The following is a 16,188-nucleotide window of genomic DNA, read 5'->3' on the forward strand; positions in this document are numbered from 1 at the left end:
CCGGCAGCGGGGCCGGCCGTCCTCAGTGGCCCTTGACCAGGGCGTCGCGGTCGTCGTCGTGCGCGCCGGCCTCGAGCTCGTGGCCGTCGTGCCCGTCGTGGTGGTGGTGCGCCGCCTCGATCTCCGCAGCCGTGGGGGGCTGCAGGTTGTCGGCGAACCAGAACCGGTTGAGGGCCAGGCGCAGCCGCTCCTTGCGGTTGTGGGGACGCTCCACGCCGTTCTTGTCGACCGCGGGCTCGAGCTCGAGCAGCTGGTCGCGCTCGCGCCCGACGATCAGCGCCTGCTTGGCGTCGGGCAGCGGCAGGTGCCGCTCCGAGTAGGCGCCGTCCGGCGACCGCTCGATGATGCCCGTCTCGTAGCCGTGCAGCGCCTGCTCCTTCGCGTGACGCTGGAGCGAGATGCACCAGCGCTTCGTGATCCAGAAGGCCAGGATCGGGCCCAGGAAGATCGCGGCACGCAGGAAGTAGGTGATCTGGTTGATCGAGAGGTCCAACCTGATCGCGATGATGTCGTTGCCGCCCGCGAAGAGCGCGAGGACGTAGAACGTCACGAGCGCCGCCATGAGGCCGGTGCGGGCAGGGGTGTCGCGCGGACGCTGGAGCAGGTGGTGCTCCCGCTTGTCGCCCGAGATCCAGTTGTCGATGAACGGGTACAGGATCAGGAACGTGATGATCAGCGTCGGCATCAGGATGACCGTGAGGAACACCGGCAGCGCCAGCGTGACGCCCCAGAAGCTGACCTCGGTCCAGCCCGGGATGATGCGGAGGAGTCCGTCGGGCCAGCCCATGTACCAGTCGGGCTGGGATCCGGCCGTCACCTTCGTCGGGTCGTAGGGCCCGTACATCCAGATCGGGTTGATGGTCATCAGACCGCCCATCAGCGCCGTGGCGCCGAAGACGATGAAGAAGAAGCCCCCCGCCTTCGCGGCGTACACCGGCAGCATCGGGAAGCCGACGACGTTCTGCTCCGTGCGGCCGGGGCCGGGCCACTGCGTGTGCTTGTGGTAGACGAGCAGCAGCATGTGGGCGGCGATCAGGCCGAGGATCAGGCCCGGGATCAGCAGCACGTGGATGATGTAGAGCCGCGGGATGATCGAGTGCCCCGGGAACTCGTCGCCGAAGAGCAGGAACGAGCCGTACGTGCCGATCACGGGGATCGACTTCACGAAGCCGTCGGCCGCGCGGACGCCGGTGCCGGACAGCAGGTCGTCCGGGAGCGAGTAGCCCGTGAAGCCCTCGAGCGTGCCGAGCGTCAGCAGCAGGACGCCGATCACCCAGTTGATCTCGCGGGGCTTGCGGTAGGCGCCCGTCAGGAAGACGCGCATCATGTGGATGAGCATCGAGCCGATGAACAGGTGCGCCGCCCAGTGGTGCATCTGGCGGAGCAGCAGACCACCGCGCACGTCGAACGAGATGTGCAGCGAGGAGTTGAAGGCCTCGGAGATGTACGAGCCGCGCAGCGGGGCGTAGGAGCCCTGGTACTCGATCTCGGTCATGCTCGGGTTGAACCAGAACGTCAGGAAGACACCCGTGACGAGCAGGACCACGAAGCTCCACAGGGCGATCTCACCCAGCATGAAGGACCAGTGGTCGGGGAAGACCTTGCGCAGGTTCTTCTTGGCCAGACCGGCCAGGCCGAGACGCTCGTCGGCCCAGTTGGCGGCCGCGCCCACCTTGGACGGCTTGCCGCTGCGTGCAGCGGTGCCGCCGTTGGTGTCGGCAACCTTGGACGTCGTGCTCATGGTCAGCCACGCTCCCAGTAGCTCGGACCGACGGGCTCGTCGAAGTCGCCCATCGCGTAGAGGTAACCCTCGTCGTCAGCAGCGAGGTGCATCTGCGGGAGGGAGTGCCCGGCCGGTCCGAAGACGACCTTGCCGGAGTCGGCGAGGTCGAAGGTGGACTGGTGGCAGGGGCACAGCAGGTGGTGGGTCTGCTGCTCGTTCAGCGCGATGGGGCAACCGACGTGCGTGCAGATCTTGGAGTAGCAGACGATCCCGTCGACGTCCCAGTTCTCGCGGTCCGGGTTGCGGACGATGTCGCCGGGCGACATCCGGAGGACGATGACGGCGGACTTGACCTTCTCGATGAGCAGCTGCTCGTGGTCGAGGGCGGGACGGAGCTCCTGGCCGTTCGGGCCGATCGGAGCCGGCAGGTGACCCTCGGAGTTGGGGACCAGGCCCTCGGGCTCGCCGTTGAGCAGGTCGCCGATCTCGAGGTCGGCACGGTTGATCCGCGTGCCCAGCACATCGCGGACGATGTACATGCCCTCCATCCAGAAGGTCTTCTCGAGGCGGCTCGCGCTCATGTTGCGCGGACCGAGGTCGCGCAGCGCGACGACGAGCGGGACGCCGGCGAAGGCGAGCGCGCCCAGGAGCGTGTTCCGGATGAGCGGACGACGGCCGATGCCGGACTCGTCGAGGCCGGCGGTGAGCGCCTTGAGGGTCGTCTCCCGGTCCTCCTCGCTCGAGGCGGCCGGGTGGCGGAGCTCGGCGATCTCGACGTCGCTCATGAGCTTGCGGGCCCACTGGATGACGCCGACGCCGATGGCCAGCATGCCGAGGCCGAGCGTGAGGCCGAGGAACAGGTTCGACGCACCGAAGCCGAGGAACGTGTCGATCTCGCGACCGATCTCGAAGCTGAAGTACGCCACCACGAAGAGGACGGCGCAGACCATCGAGAAGATGAAGAGCGCGGCGACCTGGCGCTCGGCGCGCTTCTCGGCCTTGGGGTCGACGTCCGTCGGACGCCACACGTGGGCCGGGAGGCCGGGGGCGACGTCCTGGTCCTCGAGGGGCTCCGGGACCCGCGAGTGGCCCGCTCCGTCGCCGGAGGCGGGGAGGTTGCTCTGGTCGCTCACGCCGTTTCCTTGCCCTTCTTGGTGCGGGTCGTGTGCGCCGCGATCCACACGGCGAATCCGACGAGGCCGCCGATGCCGACGACCCAGACGTAGAGGCCCTCGCCCACGGGGCCGAGGCCACCGAGGCTGAAGCCGCCCTGCTGGGGCTGCTCCTGCAGCGTCTCGAGGAACGCGATGACCTCGCGCTTGTTCTCCGGCGGGATGTTGCCGTCGGAGAAGACGTCCATCTGCGACGGGCCGGTCAGCATGGCCTCGTAGATGTGCTTGTCGCTGACACCGCGCAGCGTGGGCGCGTAGCCGCCGCGCGGCATGGCGCCACCGCGGCCGTTGAAGTTGTGGCAGGCGGTGCAGTTGGTGAGGAAGATCTGCTGGCCGCGGTTGATGGCGGCGTCGCGCTCGTCCTCGGGCAGCTCGTAGATCGAGCTGGGGTCGTAGTCCGACTCGTCCGGCACGTCCGGTCCCGGCGCCAGCGACTGGACGAACGCGGCGAGGGCCGCGGTCTCGTCGTCGCTGTAGGCGACGCTCTTGCGCGGGTTCTGCTGACCGGGCTGCACCATCGGCATGCGGCCGGTGCCGACCTGGAAGTCCACGGCCGCGCCGCCGACGCCCTGCAGCGAGGGGCCGAGCTGGTTGCCGTTGACGTCGAGGACGCCCTCGCCGTTCTGGCCGTGGCACGTCGAGCAGCCGACGAGGAAGAGCTCGCGGCCCTGCTCGACGAGCTCGGCGTTGTCTTGCGACTGCTCCGCCTGACCGGCGGGCGCGAGGGCGGCGTACGCGCCACCCGTCACCAGCAGGGCGACCAGGAGGACCGCGAGGCCGGCGAAGCGGCCGCGGCGGTGGCGGGAGAGCCGGCCCGCGGATCGGTTGAGGAAACGCAACGTGATGTCCCTTGTTCAGGTCCGGACGAAACTGCTCGTGCGGTAGGTCGGGGGCAAGAGGGGCGACCCGGGGGTCACATGATGAGGTAGATGGTCGCGAACAGACCGATCCACACGACGTCCACGAAGTGCCAGTAGTAGGACACGACGATGGCGGAGACCGCCTGCTCGTGCGTGAACCGCTTCGCGATGTAGGTGCGCCCCAGCACGAGCAGGAACGCGATCAGACCACCCGTCACGTGGAGGCCGTGGAAGCCCGTCGTCAGGTAGAACATCGAGCCGTACGCCGAGCTCTGCATCGTCAGGCCGGCGTGCACGAGCTCCGTGTACTCCAGCGCCTGGCCGGCCATGAAGATGGCGCCCATGACGTAGGTGAGGATGAACCACTCGCGCATGCCCCACAGGCCCACCTGGTGGATCTTGCCGACGCGGGCGACCCGGGGGCCGCCCTTCGCCGCAGATCGCTCGATGGCGAAGACGCCCATCTGGCAGGTCACGGAGGAGAGCACGAGGATCGTCGTGTTCCCGAGCGCGAACGGGACGTTGAGGTGCTGCGTGTCGGTGGCCCAGAGGTCCACCTCCGCCGCACGGATCGTGAAGTAGGCCGCGAACAGCGCCGCGAAGAACATCAGCTCACTGGAGAGCCAGATGATCGTGCCCACGCTGACCATGTCGGGGCGGCCGTGCTGCCCGCGCAGACGGGAGGCCGGGATCGCTGCAGTTGCTGTCGCCACGAGCGCCATTATGGCCCGAGGAGGGGTGGGTTGTGACCACTGGCCCCCCACAAAGTCCGACGCAGTGTCGTAGACCGCGTAGCGGCGCGGAATTTACGGAGAAATCAGGCTCCCCTCGGGGACGGGTAGCATCGCGCGGGTGAGCGCGATCCCTGAGCACCGGCCCGCTGCCGCGACGACGTCCGAGGAGCCGCTGACGATCCTCGTCTACAGCGACGACGTGCGCACGCGCGAACAGGTCGTGCTGGCGCTCGGCCGCCGCCCCCACCCCGACCTCCCCGAGGTGCGGTACGTCGAGGTGGCGACCGAGCCGGTCGTGCGGGAGCAGGTGGCCGCCGGGGGAGTGGCCCTGGCGATCCTCGACGGCGAGGCCGTGCCCGCCGGCGGGATGGGCATCGCGAAGCAGCTCAAGGACGAGGTGTACGGCTGCCCGCCGGTCCTGGTCCTCACCGGCCGGCCGCAGGACGCGTGGCTCGCGACGTGGTCCCGGGCCGAGGCCGCGGTCCCGCATCCCGTCGACCCCGTGCTGCTGGCCGAGACCGTCGTCTCGCTGCTGCGTGCGGACTCCGTGGTGTCGGCGCGGTGAACGCGCCGGTGGCGTCGTCGTGGCCCGAGGTGCTCTCCGCCCTCGTCGCGCGCCGTGACCTGGCGCCCGAGCAGGCGGGGTGGGCGATGAGCGAGATCCTCGCCGGGGAGGCGACGCCGGTCCAGGTCGCCGGGTTCGCCGTGGCCCTGCGGTCCAAGGGCGAGTCCATCGACGAGGTCACCGGCCTGGCGGAGGCGATGATCGCGGCCGGCACGCCGCTGACCGTCCCCGGCCGTCTCCTCGACGTCGTCGGCACGGGGGGTGACCGCTCGATGTCGGTCAACATCTCCTCCATGTCCGCGATCGTCGCCGCCGGGGCCGGTGCCCGGGTGGTCAAGCACGGCAACCGCTCCGCGTCGTCGAAGTCCGGCAGCGCCGACGTGCTCGAGGCCCTCGGGGTGCGGCTCGACCTGCCCGCGCGCCGGGTCGGCGAGCTGGCCGAGGAGGTGGGCATCACCTTCTGCTTCGCCGCGGCGTTCCACCCCGCGATGCGGCACGCCGCCGTCGCGCGGCGCGAGCTCGGCATCGGCACGACCTTCAACTTCCTCGGCCCCCTCACCAACCCGGCGCGGCCGGCTGCGCAGGCGATCGGCTGCGCCGACCCGGCGATGGCGCCCGTCATGGCCGGCGTGTTCGCCCGGCGCGGCGTCGACGCATGGGTCTTCCGCGGCGACGACGGCCTCGACGAGCTGACGACCACCACGACGTCCGCGGTCTGGGTGGTCAGCGGCGGAGAGGTCAGCGAGCAGCGGATCGACCCGGCAGACCTCGGGATCGCCCGCGCGACCACGGAGGACCTCCGGGGCGGGGACGTCTCCTACAACGCCGCCGTCGTGCGCCGCCTCCTCGCCGGTGACCACGGGCCCGTGCGGGACGCGGTGCTGCTCAACGCCGGCGCGGCGCTCGCCGTGCACGGCCTCGACGACCCGGCCGCGGCGGGCCTACCGGTCGAGGAGCAGCTCGCCCGCGGCGTACGCCGTGCCGCCGACGCCATCGACTCGGGAGCTGCCGAGGCCACGCTGGCCAAGTGGGTCGAGGCCTCGGCCGCCTGAGGTCGGTGCTCGGGTCGGTGCTCGGGTCGGGGGCGCGGGTCAGGCGGCGGGCTCGGCGGCCGGTGGCTCCGGCAGCGGCCTCGGCGGCGGAGGGACGACGGGGGCCGGCAGGGTCGGCGGCAGGTCGAGCGCGTAGGACTCCCCGAGGCGGCGGAAGCCCAGCCGCGGGTAGTAGGGGTTCTTCATGTTGGCCGGGGTGATCACCCGGCGGATCCCGCGGTTGCGGAGGATGTCGCTGCGCAACCAGACGTACTCGCCCGCGGCGCAGTCGCGGAAGGCCGGCGTGACCCAGTCCAGCTCCACGTGGGCGACGTCGCCGCGCGCTCGGAGCACCACGACACCGACGGTCTGGTCGCCCTCCTGCACCAGGTAGGCCTGCAGGTCGGTGCGGGTGGGATACCACGCGAAGTCGGGCTGGTGCTCGTGGATGTCGACGTCGTGGATGCGCAGCACGTGGTTGAGGTACGCATCGTCGGAGCCGACCGCGAGCACCGTGAAGTCGCGCACCGGTGCCGACGCGGGGGGAGACGCGACGGTGGCACGGGCCGAGCGGGTGGCCCACCAGGCGACGACCAGCGCGACGACCGCCAGCGCGCCCACGAGGACGGGCCAGGCGCCGGCGATGGAGGTCACGTGCGCGATCGTACGAAGCCCGGCATCGACCGCCGGCTCCCTTAACCGAAGCGTGACGTGAGGTGCATCACTTCGGGTGAGGCTGTGGCGTCAGTCGAGGCCGAGGGAGAACGCGGACTCCAGGTCGTGCCGCGAGTAGGTGCGGAAGGCGATGTGGGTCTCGGTCGCCAGCACGCCCTCGACCTTGTTGAGCCGGTCGGCGACGACGGACGCGATGTCGTCGTGCTGGCGCACCCGCACGAGGGCGATGAGGTCGATCTGGCCGGTGACCGAGTAGACCTCGCTGACCCCGTCGAGCGCGGCGATCTCCTCGGCGACCTCCGGGATGCGGTCGACCTCGGCGTTGACGAACACGATGGCGGTGATCACGGTCGAGAGCCTAGGGCGTGGTGCGGCGGGCCGCGACGGTCGCCGGGCACGGCCCGCTGCGGACGTCGTGCGCCGCGGCTGCCCCGGGCACCGGATCGCATGACGTCGGCGGTTGGCTGGAGCCGCCGCCGTGCCCCCCGCCCGGTCGTGGTGTGAGGCCACTGCTTTCCGTAGGCCTGGCACCACGACCCGGGGAGGGTGACGGTCGCCGGGTGCGGCCCGTTGCGGACGTCATGCGAACCGTGGCCCCCGGGCGCCGGATCGCATGACGTCCGGGGGTACGGCGCGGGACGTCGTGCGCGGCGGCTGCCCCGGGCACCGGATCGCATGACGTCCGGGGTCGGCTGGAGCCGCCGCCGTACCGCCCGCACCCACTCGGTCGTGGTGTGAGGCCTCTGCTTTCCGTAGGTCTGGCACCACGACCCGGGGAAGGAGGCTGGTCGCCGGGGCGCGCGGGCGTCGGAACGGGGACGTTGGTACGCCGCCGGTCCGCCCCGGGCCGTACCAAGCGCACACTTCCGGTGGCCCGGCCGAGGCCGGGCGAGGCTGGCTCCATCGACGCTGACCCATCCGCGAGCGGACCAGCCCACCCGCGAGCGGACCCGGCCCGGGACGTCATGCGCAGCGCAGGCTCGGGGCGCCGGGTCGCATGACGTCCGGCAGCACGGCGCGCGGGTCAGCGGGCGGGGCGGTGGTGGGTGCCGAGGGGGCGTCGGTCGTCGAAGGGAGCGGCCGCTGCGCGGGCCTGGTGCTGCGCCTCGCCGATCCAGAGGTGGCGGGCGGCGCCGCCGACGGGGCAGGTCCAGGCGCCGTCGACGTCGACGAGCCGCACTCCCGGCTGCTCGAGCCAGGACAGGACGGCCTCGGTCTCCTCCGCGCTGGCCGCCGGGACCGGACCCGGAGCGGGCCGCACGGTCTCGGCGCCGGCGCGCAGGGTCGCGACGTAGGCCTGGGCGTCGTGGCCCGGCGGGATCACCCCCGCCGCCGCCAGGCGTCCGTGGCGGACGACGTGGACCGCCCAGCGCCCGTCGTCGCCACGGTGCACCGCCACGAGCTCGGGCAGGCGCGTGAGCGCGACCAGCCGCTGGGTGCGCGCCGCTGCGCGCACCAGGGCGACGAGCCGGTCGCGGTGGAGGCCGGCCTCCTCGAACCGCTCCTGCTCCGCGAACGACGTCATCCGGGCACCCAGGCGCTCGACCACCTCCACGGGGTCGGCGACGAGGGCGGCGCGGGTGGCACCGACGACCGCGTCGTAGTCCTCCGGGGAGACGCTCCCGTCGCACGGCGACAGGCAACGGCCCATCTCGGCGAGGGCGCAGGCCGTGCCGTTCGGGGAACGGGCCATGCGCCCGGAGCACTGGCGCAGCGGGTAGGTCTCGTGGAGCGCGACCACGGTGGCCTCCGCGCCGCGGCGCGAGCCGAACGGGCCCAGGTAGGTCGCCCCGTCGTCGAGCACCCGCGTGACGAGGGAGAGCCGCGGCCACGGCTCGTCGGTGAGCTTCACGAAGTGGGTCTTCTCGGGGAACCGGGAACGCCGGTTGTAGCGCGGCTTGTGCTCCGCGATGAGGCGCAGCTCGCGCACCCGCGCCTCCAGCGGGGTCGCGCACTCGATGGTGCGCACCCGCTCGGCGATCTGGATCATCTCGCCCATCCGCGACCGGGTCTCGGAGGCCGTGAAGTAGGACCGCACCCGCGTGCGCAGGTCCTTCGACGTGCCCACGTAGAGCACGCGGTCGCCGGCGTCGACGAACAGGTAGACGCCCGGGGCGTGGGGAAGGCCCTCCGCCAGGTGCCGCTTGCGGCGCTGCGCCGTCGTCACCTTCGAGCTGAAGGCCTGCAGCTCCTCCAGCGTGTGGACCCCGAGGCCCCCCAACCGGGCGATGAGGCCGTGCAGCACGTCCACGGTGGCGCGGGCGTCGTGCAGCGCCCGGTGGTCGGGGGTCGTCGTGGCCCCGAAGAGCCGAGCGAGCGAGCCGAGCTTGCAGTTCGGTGTCTCGTCGCGCGTCACGACGCGACGCGCGAGACGGGCGGTGTCGAGCACCTCGAACGCCGGCCACGGCCGCTGCTGCTCCCGCGCGAAGTGCTGCAGGAACCCCACGTCGAAGGGCGCGTTGTGGGCGACCAGCACACACCCCTGCGCGAACTCGAGGAACGAGGGCAGCACCGTCTCGATCGTGGGCGCGCCGACCACCATCGCCGTGGTGATGCCGGTCAGCACGGTGATGAACGCCGGGATCTCCTCGTGGGGGTTCACCAGCGTCTGGAACTCGCCGAGGATCTCGCCGCCGCGGACCTTCACGGCCCCGACCTCGGTGATCTTCGAGCCCGCGGCCGGCGAGCCGCCCGTCGTCTCGAGGTCCACCACGCAGAACGTGACGTCGCGCAGCAGGCGCCCCATCTCGTCGAATCCGCGCTGCTCCTCCCAGCGGGAGGTCGCGCCGCGGGGTCGCCCCGACGGGCGCGGACCGGGCCCCGGACCGGGCCCCGGAGCGGGCCGCGGTGTGGCGGGACGGGTGTGCTGGTGCCTCATGGCGCGGGACGCTAGGCAACGGCACCGACAGTCCTGTCGCGACGGCCTAGGCTGGGTGGACTGTGACGACCACGAGCGCCGACGCCGCCGCACTGCCCGAGCCCCTGCGGGCCCGGGTGGTGCAGCTGAGCGCCCAGGTGCTGCCCGACGTCGGGGTGCTCCCTGCCCCGCTGCGCAAGGTCGCCACCTTCGCGCCCCAGCGCCGGGCCCGCCTCGGCGGAGGACAGATCGCTGCGGCCCTGGGCGACGACGACCTCCGCGGCCGGGTGGCCACGCAGGTGCTCGCCCGCACCGACCTGCACGCCCTGGCGACGGAGCTGCTGGAGCCGGCGTCCGGGGGCGACGGGCAGGCGAGCGACGTCCGCGACCTCCCGCTGCACGACCCCGTGGATGTCGCGGCCCTGCTGTGGCTGGCGCGTCCCGCGGGGTGGGAGACGGCGTACGCCGCGGCCCTGGCCCGCCTCGACGAGGTGCGCGACGCGGCGGTCGCGGCGGAGGACGCGGAGGCGCGGCGCGCCCTGGAGCGTCGGGTCGCGGCGTTCGAGGAGGAGCTGGCCCGGCAGCAGGCCGAGGCGCGGGAGCAGCACGACGCGCTGCGCGCCGAGAACACCGCGCTGCGCCGCAAGCTGGGGGAGGCCCGCGCGGCGGGCCGGGGAGCCGACGAGGCCCGCGAGCGTGCGCTCGAGGAGCAGCGTCAGGCCCAGGAACGGGCCACCGCCGCCGCGACCGCGGCCGAGGGCGAGGTGCGTCGGCTGCGCCGGCAGGTCGAGGAGCTGCAGGCCCAGGTGGCCAGCCAGCGCGGGGGCGCCCGGGCCGAGCGCGACGACGCCACCATGCGCACCCGGCTGCTCCTCGAGACCCTCGTCGCCTCGGCGCAGGGCCTCCAGCGCGAGCTCGGCCTGCCCGCCGCCCCGCAGACGGCGACACCGGGGGAGCGCCACGAGTCCTCGCTCGTCGCGACCGGCACCCGCACGACCTCGGCGGCCGGTGCGCTCGGCTCCGGCAGCCCGGCGCTGCTGGAGCAGCTGATCGGCATGCCGCGGGCCCGGCTCATCGTCGACGGCTACAACGTCACGAAGCAGACGTGGGGCGGCTCGTCGCTCGAGGTGCAGCGGATGCGTCTCGTCAACGGGATCGCCCCCGTCGTCGCCCGCTCGGGCGCCGAGACCACGGTGGTGTTCGATGCCGCCTCCTCGCCGACCCGCCCGGTCATCACGGCGCCGCGGGGCGTGCGCGTGGCGTTCAGCCCCGAGCACGTCATCGCCGACGACGTCATCCGCGACCTCGTCAACCTCGAGCCCACGGGCCGGATGGTCGTGGTCGTGACGAGCGACCAGGCGCTCGCCCGCGACGTACGGCGGGCGGGAGCCACCGTCATGGACGCGGTGGCCCTGGCGGGGCTGCTCACCCGCTAGCAGGACACCCGGCACGCAGGAGTCGGCCCGGGTTCGGCTGGCGTTCTCCTCGACCGGCGACAACGGTCCGAGTGGCCGTCGCGTGACCCGGCCGCACCGCCGAGCGTCACCGAGCACCACCGAGCGCCACCGAGGAGTCCCCGTGCTGCCCTGGGTCGTCATCCCCGCCCTCGACGAGGCCGACAACCTCCGCGTGCTGGTGCCGCGGGTCGTGGAGCACGCCCTCGCGCTCCACCCGGACGCCCGCGTGCTGCTCGTCAACGACGGCTCGACCGACGACACGGCGGAGGTGATGCGGACCCTCGCCGCCGCGCGCCCGTGCGTCGAGCTCGAGATGCTCCGCCACAACCGGGGCAAGGCCGCCGCGCTGCGGATCGGCTTCGAGCGCGCGCTCGAGGGCGGCGCCGACGTCGTCGTGATGATGGACGCCGACGGTCAGGACGACCCCGCGGAGCTGCCGGCCCTGGCGGCGGCTCTGGCCGACGGGGCCGACCTCGTGACCGGGGCGCGCCTCACGCGCCGCGACCGGTTGGTGAAGCGCACGACCTCGCGGGTCTACAACCGCACGACGGCCCTGCTCTCCGGCGCGCCGGGGCAGGACTTCAACTCGGGCTTCAAGATGATGCGCGCCGAGGTGGCCGCGGACGTCGTCCCGATGCTCTACGGGGAGATGCACCGCTACCTCACCGTGATCGCCCACGACCTGGGGCACCGGGTGGCCGAGGTGCCCGTCGAGCACCACCCGCGCATGTCGGGGGCGAGCAAGTACGGCCTCGCGCGCTTCTGGCGCGGCTTCGCCGACCTCGTGACGGTGCGCTTCCTGCTGTCCTACGAGAACCGCCCCTCCCACCTCTTCGGCGGCATCGGGTCCGCCTGCTTCCTCCTCGGCAGCCTGGTGCTCGCGTACCTGACGGCGCTGAAGATCGCGACGGGCGCCACCATCGGCGACCGCCCGCTGCTGCTCGCGGGCGTCCTGCTCGTGCTCGTCGGGCTGCAGCTGCTGCTCTTCGGGCTGCTCGCCGAGCTCGTCGTCCACGCGCGGCAGCAGGCACGAGGAGGCCGGGACGTGCGACCGACCTACGACGCCGGCCGCCTGGTGGCCGAGCTGCGGCGTACCGACGCGTGAGCGGTTCCCCCACGCACCCCCGGGTGCCGCGACCGCTCCTCGCCGTCGCCGCGGTCGTGCTCGTCGCGACGGTGGCACTGGCGGTCCACGGCGCCTGGACGACAGGGGTCTCGTGGGACGAGACCTACCACGTGGGGCGGATGCGGAGCTTCCTCGAGCACGGCTGGTACCTCCTCGAGGGCGACCTCGACGGCGACCGGCCGGGCGCGTGGGAGGACCAGGCCTACGTCTACGCCCCGGTGACCGCCCTGCTCATGCACGCCGCCGTCGTGGCGGCCGGTCTCGAGGGTTCGCACGAGGTCGTGGCCACCGGCGACGCCTACGCCGTGCGCCACCTCGTCGTGGTGACCATCGGGCTCGTCGGCACCCTCGCGGTCGCGGTCACCGCGCGGGTGCTGCTGCGGTCGTGGGCCTGGGCCGTCGTGGCGGCCGCGGTGCTGGGCGCGGTCCCGATGTGGACCGGCCACACCATGTTCAACGTCAAGGACGTGCCCGTCGCGACGGGCTGCACGCTGGTGACCACCGGCCTCGTCGTGCTGCTGACCCGACGTCCGGGCGGGCCGCGCACCGCGGCGTACGTCGCGGGGGCTGGCCTCGTCGTGCTCGCCGGCTGGGTGCTGGCGATGGGCACGCGACCGGGCATCTGGCCGACGCTCGTCGCCAGCCACGTGGTGGCAGCGGCCCTGCTGCACCGGCGGCTGCGGGCCGGGACGGCGGCCGGGCGCGCCGTGGGGGCGCTCGTCGGGCTCGTGCCCGTGGCGGCCTGGTTCGTGCTGCTGGCGGTCTACCCGGCGGTGTTCGCGACGCCGCTCACCACGCTGCGCGAGTCCGCGCTGTCGTCGTCGCGCTTCGACGAGCGCACGGGACAGTGGTTCTACGTGCCGGCGCTGCTGGTCGGCGAGGTGCCGCTGGTGCTCCTCGCGCTGGTGCTCGCCGGGTCGGTGCTCGCGCTGCGTCGCGTGGTCGCGGAGGTGCGGGTGCCGTCCGTCGGCACGGCGACGACCGCCTGGCTCCTCGTGGGGGTGCAGGCGTGGACGCTCCCGCTCCTGGCGGTGGTGCGTGAGTCCAACCTCTACAACGGGCTGCGCCAGCTGCTCTTCATGGTGCCCGCGACCGCGCTCCTCGCGACGCTCGCGATCGCGGCGGTCGTCCGGGCGGCGGAGCGGCGTCGCGCCGCCGCGGGGCGCGTCGCTCCCGCCCTCCTGCTGGGTGTCGTGGCGCTCGGCCTCCTCGCACCGACGCTCGACCAGGTGCGGCTGCACCCCTACGGCTACACGTTCGCGACGCTGCCGTCCTACGCCGTCGCGGAGGCCGCGGACACCGACTACTGGCGCACGAGCGCCCGGGAGCTGGCGCCGTCGGTGCCGCCGGGGTGGGTCACCTGCTCCCCGGCCCTGGACGACCAGCGCCGGTCGTTGCGCCGCTCCCTCGACGGCGACGAGGACTGCGGCCGCGACCTGATCGGACCGTTGTCGGCCTGGGCCGACGTGCGCGGCACCGATCCCGTCGCCGGCGAGCCGCTCGGGCCCACGGAGTTCTGGGCGATCACGGCCGGTCCGCGGCGCCCGGGCACCAACTGCGTCGAGGTGGCCCGTGTCGACCGGCCCGGGCCGCTGCCCGGGGTCGGCACGCTCCTCGGGCTGCCCGAGCGCGACGTCATGAGTCGCCTCGCGCGGTGCGAGCTGGTGCTTCCCGAGCACGACCGGGGCGTCCTCACCTTCGGACCGGGCGGCGACGCCGGCGACCTGGAGCTCGGCGGGTGGACCGCGCACGCCACGGCCGCGGGCATCCGCCTGACCGGGGAGCGGGGTGAGGTCGGGTTCACCCTGACGGCGCCCCACCCCGCCGGCGCCGAGCTGCGGATCGGGCTCGTCGACCCCGTGGCGCCGGACGCGGTGCGGGTGAGCGTCAACGGGACCGAGGTCGTGGTGCGGGGGAGCGGGGCGGCCGGGACGCGGCTGACCGCCGCGGTGCCCGCGGACGTGCTGGCGGCGTACGGCGGGGGACGGGTCGTGGTCGCCCTCGAGCGCACCACGGACGTCGCCCCGCGCCTGCTGACCCTGGAGCTCGCCGACCTGGCTGGATCCGGACGTGGTGGAGAAGGGGACGGATGACGTGAAGGCTCTCTACGTGCGGCTCCTGCGGGCGCTGCGGGGCGTGCTGCGGACGACCGGTCTGCTGCGGCTGCTGGACCGGTGGGCGGCGCGGTCGCGCACGGGCCTGTGGGTGCGGTCCTGGCTGTCGATCTACGACCTCGACGAGCTCGTGCGCCACGACGTGCCGTGGTGGACGTTCGACGCGGCCGACCGGGTCGAGGCGTTCCTGCGGGCCCGCCCGGGAGCGCGGGCGCTCGAGTGGGGCTCGGGCGCCTCGACGGTCTGGCTGGCGGCCCGCTGCGCCGAGGTCGTCTCCATCGAGCACGACGTCGACTGGGCCGCGTCCATGCGGCCGGTGCTGCCGACGAACGCCGAGCTCCGCGTCGTACCGCCCGGCGACGCACGCACCCGCCTGACACGGGAGGTCGTCGCGTCGGCCAAGCCGGGGTTCGCGGACCTCGACTTCGCGGACTACGTGGCCGAGGTGGACCGGGTGCCCGGCGTGTTCGACCTCGTCGTCGTCGACGGCCGCGCGCGGGAGGCGTGCCTCGAGCGGGCCGTCGGGCGGGTCGCGCCGGGCGGGCTCGTCGTGGTGGACAACGTCGACCGCGCCCGCTACCGCGACGCCATCGCCCGCGTCGAGGCGCGGCTCGGCGGGCGCGCCCGGGTGACGTGGACCCGGGGCCGCACGCCCACGCTGCCCTACCCGACGCGCACCGCGCTGCTCGAGCCGAGCCCGTGAGCCGGGCGCGGCCCTGGCTCGTGCGGGCGGTCTTCCTCGCCGTCGTGGTGGGCTGCATGGCCTGGAGCCTCGACGGGCGGTGGGACGAGGTGGTCCGGGCCGTGCGGCGCGTCCACCCCCTGGCCCTGGGCGCGGCGGTGCTCCTCACCTGCGCCGGCCTGCTCGCCACGTCGGTGGTGTGGCGACGGACGTTGGCGGCCTTCGGTCACGACGTGCCGCGTCGGGAGGCCCGCTCGGTGTTCTTCGTGAGCCAGCTCGGCAAGTACGTGCCCGGTGCCGTCTGGGCCATCGGCGTGCAGGCCCGCCTGGCCGCTCGGCACGCCGTCCCGGTGCGCGTGACGGTGACGACGGCCCTCATGTTCACCGGCATCCACCTGGTGACGGCGGGGCTGCTCGGGGGCGTGCTCGTCGCGGCGGGCGTGGCGCCGGCGCCGGGCCCGCGGTGGCTCTGGGGACTCGGCGCGCTCGTCTGCGTCGCCGGGTTCGTGCCTGCGGTGACGCGCCGGGTCCTGCGGCGGGCCGCCGGGACCGCCCTCGTGGTGGGGTGGCGCGAGCCGCTGGCCGTGGTCGGGCTCATGGCGCTCGCCTGGGGCGCCTACGCCCTGGCGCTCCTCCTGCTCGTCGAGGACCGCTCGATCAGCTCGCTCGGCGCGCTCGCCGGCGCGTTCGCGCTGGGGTACGTCGCGGGGGTGCTCGTCGTCGTCGCCCCGGCCGGTCTCGGGGCACGCGAGGCCACCTTCGTGGCGGTGCTCTCGCCGGCGACGGGCCTTCCCGTCGCGACCGCGATCGCGCTCCTCGCCCGCCTCGTGCACACGGTGGCCGACGTGCTGCTGGCGGCGGTCTCGTGGCGTCCGGAGAAGGGCCCGCCCGGTGGTCCCGGGGCGGTCGGCGACGCCGCCGATCCAGAACTGTCGGTGCCGGCTGGCACCGTCCGGCGGCATGACGACGATCGACTGTGACAGCTGTCTCGTGCGGGGGCTGCACTGCCACGACTGCGTGGTGACGGCCCTCCTCGGCCCGCCCCCCGAGCAGGGGTTCGACAACGAGGAGCAGCGGGCGCTCGACGTGCTCGCGGCCGGTGGTCTCGTGCCACCGCTGCGTCTCGTGCAGCCGGTCCGCGGGCCGGAGGCCGGTACGGCCTGAGCCCGGGGAACGGGTCCCGCGCGGGGTG

At 73.6% G+C, this 16,188-nt stretch carries 15 protein-coding genes; 8 read left to right on the forward strand and 7 right to left on the reverse strand.

Going from position 1 to position 16,188, the window contains the following annotated elements:
- Positions 1–22: 22 nt before the first annotated feature.
- The 4 genes from qcrB to ctaE all read right to left on the reverse strand — a co-directional run bounded on the left by qcrB (position 23) and on the right by ctaE (position 4,477).
- Entirely contained in the window at positions 23–1,741 is a 1,719-nt protein-coding gene (gene qcrB, locus G3T38_RS15350; RefSeq protein ID WP_163773199.1) for a cytochrome bc1 complex cytochrome b subunit, read from the reverse strand.
- A 2-nt stretch (positions 1,742–1,743) separates the two neighbouring features.
- Complete coding sequence (gene qcrA / locus G3T38_RS15355) at positions 1,744–2,856, reverse strand: cytochrome bc1 complex Rieske iron-sulfur subunit (protein ID WP_163773200.1); 1,113 nt, start codon at positions 2,854–2,856, stop codon at positions 1,744–1,746.
- Positions 2,853–3,734, reverse strand: coding sequence for a cytochrome bc1 complex diheme cytochrome c subunit (gene qcrC / locus G3T38_RS15360; RefSeq protein WP_163773201.1), 882 nt, complete (start codon positions 3,732–3,734; stop codon positions 2,853–2,855). The genes qcrA and qcrC overlap by 4 nt, the downstream gene beginning before the upstream one ends.
- Positions 3,735–3,808: 74 nt before the next feature.
- Positions 3,809–4,477, reverse strand: a complete 669-nt coding sequence (ctaE, locus tag G3T38_RS15365) for an aa3-type cytochrome oxidase subunit III (RefSeq protein WP_163773202.1) — start codon at positions 4,475–4,477, stop codon at positions 3,809–3,811.
- Positions 4,478–4,607: 130 nt separating this feature from the next.
- Here ctaE and G3T38_RS15370 point away from each other — a divergent pair, with 130 nt between their 5' ends.
- The gene (locus tag G3T38_RS15370) at positions 4,608–5,054 is read left to right on the forward strand and encodes an Rv3143 family two-component system response regulator (RefSeq protein WP_338037689.1); all 447 of its coding nucleotides are present in this window, start codon (positions 4,608–4,610) and stop codon (positions 5,052–5,054) included.
- Positions 5,051–6,106: an anthranilate phosphoribosyltransferase gene (gene trpD / locus G3T38_RS15375; RefSeq protein WP_163773203.1), complete on the forward strand. Its 1,056-nt coding sequence runs from the start codon at positions 5,051–5,053 to the stop codon at positions 6,104–6,106. The genes G3T38_RS15370 and trpD overlap by 4 nt, the downstream gene beginning before the upstream one ends.
- 39 nt (positions 6,107–6,145) lie before the next feature.
- Here the strand turns inward: trpD and G3T38_RS15380 are convergent, their stop codons facing one another.
- The 3 genes from G3T38_RS15380 to G3T38_RS15390 all read right to left on the reverse strand — a co-directional run bounded on the left by G3T38_RS15380 (position 6,146) and on the right by G3T38_RS15390 (position 9,638).
- Positions 6,146–6,739 (reverse strand): hypothetical protein, encoded by a 594-nt coding sequence (locus G3T38_RS15380; protein ID WP_163773204.1) that lies wholly within the window; start codon positions 6,737–6,739, stop codon positions 6,146–6,148.
- Positions 6,740–6,829: 90 nt separating this feature from the next.
- A complete protein-coding gene (locus tag G3T38_RS15385) occupies positions 6,830–7,108 on the reverse strand; it encodes an Lrp/AsnC ligand binding domain-containing protein (RefSeq protein WP_163773205.1) in 279 nt (92 codons plus the stop codon).
- Between the two features lie 676 nt (positions 7,109–7,784).
- Positions 7,785–9,638, reverse strand: a complete 1,854-nt coding sequence (locus tag G3T38_RS15390) for a DEDD exonuclease domain-containing protein (RefSeq protein WP_163773206.1) — start codon at positions 9,636–9,638, stop codon at positions 7,785–7,787.
- 62 nt (positions 9,639–9,700) lie between these two features.
- On the opposite strand from G3T38_RS15390, the gene G3T38_RS22770 reads away from it, so the two are divergent.
- From G3T38_RS22770 to G3T38_RS15420, 6 genes are all read left to right on the forward strand, one after another.
- Positions 9,701–11,053, forward strand: coding sequence for an NYN domain-containing protein (locus tag G3T38_RS22770; protein WP_163773207.1), 1,353 nt, complete (start codon positions 9,701–9,703; stop codon positions 11,051–11,053).
- A gap of 142 nt (positions 11,054–11,195) precedes the next feature.
- Complete coding sequence (locus tag G3T38_RS15400) at positions 11,196–12,179, forward strand: glycosyltransferase (protein WP_163773208.1); 984 nt, start codon at positions 11,196–11,198, stop codon at positions 12,177–12,179.
- 23 nt (positions 12,180–12,202) lie between these two features.
- On the forward strand, positions 12,203–14,293 hold the full coding sequence (locus tag G3T38_RS15405) for a hypothetical protein (protein WP_163773209.1): 2,091 nt from the start codon (positions 12,203–12,205) through the stop codon (positions 14,291–14,293).
- A 1-nt stretch (position 14,294) separates the two neighbouring features.
- Positions 14,295–15,017: an O-methyltransferase gene (locus G3T38_RS21820; RefSeq protein WP_163773210.1), complete on the forward strand. Its 723-nt coding sequence runs from the start codon at positions 14,295–14,297 to the stop codon at positions 15,015–15,017.
- The gene (locus tag G3T38_RS15415) at positions 15,014–15,976 is read left to right on the forward strand and encodes a lysylphosphatidylglycerol synthase domain-containing protein (RefSeq protein ID WP_163773211.1); all 963 of its coding nucleotides are present in this window, start codon (positions 15,014–15,016) and stop codon (positions 15,974–15,976) included. The genes G3T38_RS21820 and G3T38_RS15415 overlap by 4 nt, the downstream gene beginning before the upstream one ends.
- Positions 15,957–16,160 carry a hypothetical protein gene (locus G3T38_RS15420; protein ID WP_163773212.1) on the forward strand — a complete coding sequence of 68 codons (204 nt, stop codon included), beginning with the start codon at positions 15,957–15,959 and terminating at the stop codon, positions 16,158–16,160. Before G3T38_RS15415 ends, G3T38_RS15420 begins: the two co-directional genes overlap by 20 nt.
- Positions 16,161–16,188 lie beyond the last annotated feature (28 nt).

The sequence above is a fragment of the Nocardioides zeae genome, assembly GCF_010686755.1.
Taxonomy (GTDB): domain Bacteria; phylum Actinomycetota; class Actinomycetes; order Propionibacteriales; family Nocardioidaceae; genus Nocardioides; species Nocardioides zeae.